Origin of the sequence: Streptomyces torulosus, assembly GCF_001419765.1 — a bacterium.
Lineage (GTDB): Bacteria > Actinomycetota > Actinomycetes > Streptomycetales > Streptomycetaceae > Streptomyces > Streptomyces torulosus.
Genome location: NZ_LIRK01000632.1, coordinates 1 through 4,833, shown reverse-complemented (window position 1 = coordinate 4,833; position 4,833 = coordinate 1). Strand labels below are relative to the sequence as shown.

The window sequence follows — 4,833 nt, the reverse complement described above, 5'->3', positions numbered from 1 at the left end:
GGCGTCGGCAAGACCGAGCTGGCCAAGGCCGTCGCCCGGGTCGGCGCAGCCCGTCTGGTCCGGCTCCAGTGCTACGAGGGCATCGACGAGTCCCGCGCCCTGTACGAGTGGAACCACGCCAAGCAGCTGCTGCGCATCAGCGCCGGACGCGACGAGGGCTGGGACGACACCCGCAACGACATCTTCAGCGACGAGTTCCTGCTCACCCGGCCCCTGCTGACCGCCATCCGGGGCGACGAGCCGACCGTGCTCCTCATCGACGAGACCGACAAGGCCGACGTCGAGGTCGAGGGGATGCTCCTGGAAGTGCTCAGCGACTTCCAGGTCACCGTCCCCGAACTGGGCACCATCGCCGCCACACGGCGCCCCTTCACGGTCCTCACCTCCAACGCCACCCGCGAACTCTCCGAGGCCCTCCGGCGCCGCTGTCTCTTCCTCCACCTGGACTTCCCCGACGCCGAGTTGGAGAAGCGGATCGTCCGGCTCAAGGTGCCCGGCCTGGACGCCGTGCTCGCCGACTCCCTGGTCCGCGTCGTCGGCGCGCTGCGGGAGATGGACCTGCGCAAGGCGCCCTCGGTGGCCGAGACCATCGACTGGGCCCGCACCTTGCTGGCGCTCGGCGCCGACACCCTCGACGAGACCGTAGTCCGGGACAGCCTGGGCGTGATCCTCAAGCACCGGGACGACATCGAGAAGGCCACGCGGAAGCTGACCCTGATATGACCGCGGTGGACGGCGCCGGGGCTCCCTCCGCTACGGCCTCCTCGGGTACGGCTGCTGCTTCCGGTACGGCCTCGTCGGGCGCGGCTTCCCGCGATGCGGCTCCCTCCGCTACGGCCTCCTCGGGTGCGGTCCCCTCCGGCGCTCCGCTCGCCGAGCGGCTCACGGGGTTCGTGCGGGCGTTGCGCGGCCACGGCATTCGGATCGGGCCCGGCGAGACCGTGGACGCGGCGGCCGTTCTGGAGGTGCTGGGCCTCGCCGACCGGGAGCGGATCCGCGAGGGCCTGGCGGCGGCGCTGCTGCGTGCCGACCGTCAGCGGACCGTGTTCGACGCGGCCTTCGAGCTGTACTTTCCGCTCGGCGTGGGCGAGTTGACGGGGGCGTGGGAGGCGCCGGCCGCGGACCGGGACGAGTTGCGCGCACGAATCGCCGCCGCGCTCGCCGCCGGTGACGTCGCCGCCCTCAACCGGCTCGCCGGAGAGGCGGTCGAACTGCTCGGCCGGTACGGCACGTCGTCCGAGTCGGACGGCTGGTCGGCCCACCAGACGCTGGACCGGCTGCGGCCCCAGACGCTGCTCGCCGGAATCCTCGCGGCACAGCGGGCCGGCGGAGGTGGTGGAGGCGGCAGTGGTTCCGGCTTCGGACCGGGGAACGGTGCCGGGGGCGGGTTCGGCGCCGGTGAGGGTGGTGCGGGCGGCGCTGGAGCCGGCTCGGGCTCGGGCGGCTCAGGGTCCGGCGGGTTCACCGACCGACTGGACGCGGACGAGATCCGGCGCCGTATCGAGGACTTCCGCGAACGGGTGCGCACCGAGGCACGGCGGCGGGTCGCCGAACGGCGGGGCGCGGCGCTGATCGCCCAGCGGGGCATCGCCCGCAGCGCCGACCAGGTCGACTTCCTCATCGCGAACCGCGAACAACTCGTCGAACTCCGCCGCACCGTGCAGCCGCTGGCCCGCAAACTGGCGACCCGCCTCGCCGCGCGGCGGCGCAGGGCGGCCCGGGGCCGGATCGACATCCGGCGCACACTGCGCCGCTCACTGTCCACCGGGGGAGTTCCGCTGCGCCCGGCCTACCGGCGGCACCGGCCCGCCCGCCCGGAGATCGTGCTGCTGTGCGACGTGTCCGGTTCGGTCGCGGGGTTCGCGAACTTCACGATGCTGCTGGTGCAGGCGATGCGGGACCAGTTCAGCAAGGTGCGGGTCTTCGCTTTCGTCAACAAGGTCGACGAGGTCACCCACCTCGTCACCACCGGTGAGGCCGATCCGGCGGAACTCGGCCGCCGGATCGCCGAGGAGGCGACGATCAGCGGCTGGCACGGCAGCAGCGACTACGGGACCGCGCTCGGGGAGTTCGCCGAGCGCCACCTCGACGCCGTGGGGCCGCGCACGTCGGTGATCGTCCTCGGTGACGCCCGCACCAACGGGTTCGACCCCAACGCGGCCGCCCTGCGCCGCGTCGCCGGCCGCGCCCGCCGCGTCCACTGGCTCAACCCCGAGTCACCCGAGCTGTGGTCCACGGGCGACTCCGCCGCGCACGTCTACGCGGAGGTCGTCGAGATGCACGCCTGCCGCAACGCGCGGCGCCTCGGGGAACTGGTGACACGTTTGCTGCCGGTGTGAGGCGGCGCCGATGTCGGCCCCAGGCCCATGGCCCCCCGGCCTGAGGGGCGCCCCCGGCCTCGGGTCAACGCCGGCCTCAGGTCAACCCCGGCCGGTGTCGATCACGCAGAACCGGTTGCCCTCCGTGTCCTCCAGGACGACGAAGTCGGAGTCGTCCTCGTACAGCTCCCAGTCGACGCGGCGCGCGCCCAGACGCACCAGCCGCTCGACCTCCGCCGCCTGGTCGGCCGCGTTCCCGGCGTAGAGGTCCAGATGCACCCGGGGCCGCGCCTGTACCGGCGTCTCGCTCAGCCCGAGCGACAGCTGGGGCCGGGTTCCGTCCGGGTGGACCAGCACCACCCAGTCGTCCTCCGGTTCCTCGCGTGGCACGTAACCCAGCGCCCGCGTCCAGAACGCGGCGGCCCGCCGTACGTCGGAGGCCCCCATCACCACGGATCCGATGCTCAGCATGCACCGATTCTCACGCATTGCGGCGCCCCCGCACCTGCGGCTCCGTACCTTTGCTCGACGCCCTAGGGTGAGTTCCAGGGAAGATATCTCTACGGAAGATGTGTCATGGCTGACCTGAAGCGGCTGTACCGGGAACTGGTCTCGCTGGAGATCGAGCTGTGGAACGGAATCGAGGGGCGCCTGCGGGCGGAGTACGACCTGCCGCTGACGTCGTTCGAGGTGCTCCACCTGCTGTGGAGCCGGCCCGGGCGGCGTATCCAGGACATCGCCGAGGAGTTCTCCATCACGGTGGGCGGTACGAGCAAGGTGGTCGACCGCCTGGAGGCGGCGGGCTGGTGTGAGCGCCGTGCGAATCCGAACGACCGGCGTTCGTCGATCGTCGAACTGACCGCCGAGGGGCGGAAGCTGGTGGACGGGGCGGCGAAGGTGTTCGAGGAGGAGTTGGAACTCCGGATCGGGTCGGTGATCCCCGAGCAGTCCGTGCGGGAGCTGGCCTCGGTCCTCCGTACGCTGCGCGCGGCCGGACGTGCTCTGGACGCAGAGCGGAGGGCCGCGGGACAGGCACCGGCGCCCGCGGTGCGAGCGCCGAAGCAGCCCGGCCGGTCGGCGACACCGTGAAGCACGCTGCCCACGGCAGGACTTCGGGCGGTCGGCGGGAGCAGGTGACGCGGTGACGCTGGTCCACCCGCCCCCCACCACACACCCGAAGCCGTTTCCGGTGGGCGCTCTCGGTGGTGAACACTCCCAGGTGGGAGACGTTCGTGTGCCCCGAGGCCGAGGCGTCTCGGGGCACACGTGGGTGTCAGCGGCCCCAGAAGGCGTCCTCGGCGCTCTGGTCGCCGGAGAAGAGCCACATCTCGGTGATCCTGCCGTTCTGGATGCGCAGGAGGTCCACGCCATCCATGGTCATGGACACGTCATCGCGGCGGCCGGTGAAGTGGATGTGGGCGGCGACCAGATCGCCGTTGTCCATCAGGGAGTGGACCGCGTCGATGGCGAAGGTGCCCTGGCTGGCCTCCATCATGCTGCCGAGCATCTGGAAGACGGCGCCCTGGCCCTTGTGGTCGCCGGAGAACTGGTTGCTGCCGGGCTGGTGCCAGACGATCCCCTCGTCGAGGAGGGCGCCGAGGGTGGCCATGTCGCCGGTCTGCACGGCGTGGAAGTAGGCGCGGGCCACGTCGAGGTGGGCAGTGGTCATCGTGTTCTCCTTGGATTCGGCGGGGTCATCGGGCGAAGTCGAGACGGTCGGTCAGCCCGGCCTCGGTGAAGGCGGCCTCGATGGCGGCGCGGCCTTCCTGGAAGTGGGCCCAGCCGTCGTAGTGGGCGGGGACGACGCGGCGGGCGCCGAGCAGCTTGGCGGCCTCGGCTCCCAGGGCGCTGTCGAGGGTGAGCAGAGCGTTGTCGAAGGCGAAGGGCATGCGGGCGCCGCCGAGGAAGAGGATCGCGGTGTCCACCGCGGCGTACCTTGCGGCGATCTCCTTGACGTGCTCCAGGGCGGCGTTGTCGCCGCTGACGTAGACGGTGGGCAGGTCGTCGGAGGTGAGCATGAAGCCGACGACGTCACCGGAGACCGGCTCGCAGCCCTCGGGGCCGTGCCGGGCCGGTACGCCGGTCACGGTCACGGTGCCGCCGTCGGGCCGCTTGAGCTCGGCGCTCTGCCAGAACGCGAGACCGCGGGCGTTGCCGCCCAGGCGGCCCGCGCCGCTGACGGTGGTGAAGACGACCGGCACCTCGGGGAGGAAGGCGCGGCCGGCGGTGTCGAGGTTGTCGTCGTGCTCGTCGTGGGAGAGCAGCACGGCGTCGACGGGTCCGAGGTCGGCGGGGGTGACGGGGGAGGGCTCGGTCTTGACGAGCTTGTGGTCGCCGGGCAGGGGCATGGGGTACTCGCCGGGCGGGTCGAAGGTCGGGTCGGTGACGAACCGGAGCCCGCCGTACTCGATCAGGGTGGTCGGGCCGCCGTGGACACGGACGGGGACCTTTTCGCTGGTGGTGTTGGCGGCGCTGGCGCCGGACATCGGGGGACCTCCGGGTCGGGGAACAAGGG

General features: G+C 72.1%; 6 protein-coding genes. 3 read left to right on the top strand and 3 right to left on the bottom strand.

The genetic code is table 11. The features are described from left to right. Together AOK23_RS35975 and AOK23_RS46070 are read left to right on the top strand one after the other, a co-directional pair. Positions 1-723: AAA family ATPase (locus tag AOK23_RS35975; RefSeq protein WP_055716723.1), on the top strand; the 723-nt coding region annotated here is incomplete at its 5' end. Further along, entirely contained in the window at positions 720-2,339 is a 1,620-nt protein-coding gene (locus tag AOK23_RS46070) for a VWA domain-containing protein (RefSeq protein WP_079049899.1), read from the top strand. The genes AOK23_RS35975 and AOK23_RS46070, both read left to right, overlap by 4 nt. A gap of 81 nt (positions 2,340-2,420) precedes the next feature. On the opposite strand, the gene AOK23_RS35965 is transcribed toward AOK23_RS46070, so the two are convergent. Further along, positions 2,421-2,789 (bottom strand): VOC family protein, encoded by a 369-nt coding sequence (locus AOK23_RS35965; protein WP_055716721.1) that lies wholly within the window; start codon positions 2,787-2,789, stop codon positions 2,421-2,423. 105 nt (positions 2,790-2,894) lie between these two features. Here AOK23_RS35965 and AOK23_RS35960 point away from each other — a divergent pair, with 105 nt between their 5' ends. After that, positions 2,895-3,407: a MarR family winged helix-turn-helix transcriptional regulator gene (locus AOK23_RS35960; RefSeq protein ID WP_055716720.1), complete on the top strand. Its 513-nt coding sequence runs from the start codon at positions 2,895-2,897 to the stop codon at positions 3,405-3,407. Positions 3,408-3,591: 184 nt separating this feature from the next. Here the strand turns inward: AOK23_RS35960 and AOK23_RS35955 are convergent, their stop codons facing one another. Both AOK23_RS35955 and AOK23_RS35950 read right to left on the bottom strand, forming a co-directional pair. Continuing rightward, entirely contained in the window at positions 3,592-3,987 is a 396-nt protein-coding gene (locus AOK23_RS35955; protein WP_055716719.1) for a nuclear transport factor 2 family protein, read from the bottom strand. Positions 3,988-4,012: 25 nt separating this feature from the next. Next, positions 4,013-4,804 (bottom strand): MBL fold metallo-hydrolase, encoded by a 792-nt coding sequence (locus AOK23_RS35950; RefSeq protein ID WP_055716718.1) that lies wholly within the window; start codon positions 4,802-4,804, stop codon positions 4,013-4,015. Positions 4,805-4,833 lie beyond the last annotated feature (29 nt).

Bases quoted from the DNA above. Each gene is read 5' to 3' on its own strand.
- AOK23_RS46070 (WP_079049899.1), top strand. From the start codon at position 720: ATGACCGCGGTGGACGGCGCCGGGGCTCCCTCCGCTACGGCCTCCTCG.
- AOK23_RS35965 (WP_055716721.1), bottom strand. From the start codon at position 2,789: ATGCTGAGCATCGGATCCGTGGTGATGGGGGCCTCCGACGTACGGCGG.
- AOK23_RS35960 (WP_055716720.1), top strand. From the start codon at position 2,895: ATGGCTGACCTGAAGCGGCTGTACCGGGAACTGGTCTCGCTGGAGATC.
- AOK23_RS35955 (WP_055716719.1), bottom strand. From the start codon at position 3,987: ATGACCACTGCCCACCTCGACGTGGCCCGCGCCTACTTCCACGCCGTG.
- AOK23_RS35950 (WP_055716718.1), bottom strand. From the start codon at position 4,804: ATGTCCGGCGCCAGCGCCGCCAACACCACCAGCGAAAAGGTCCCCGTC.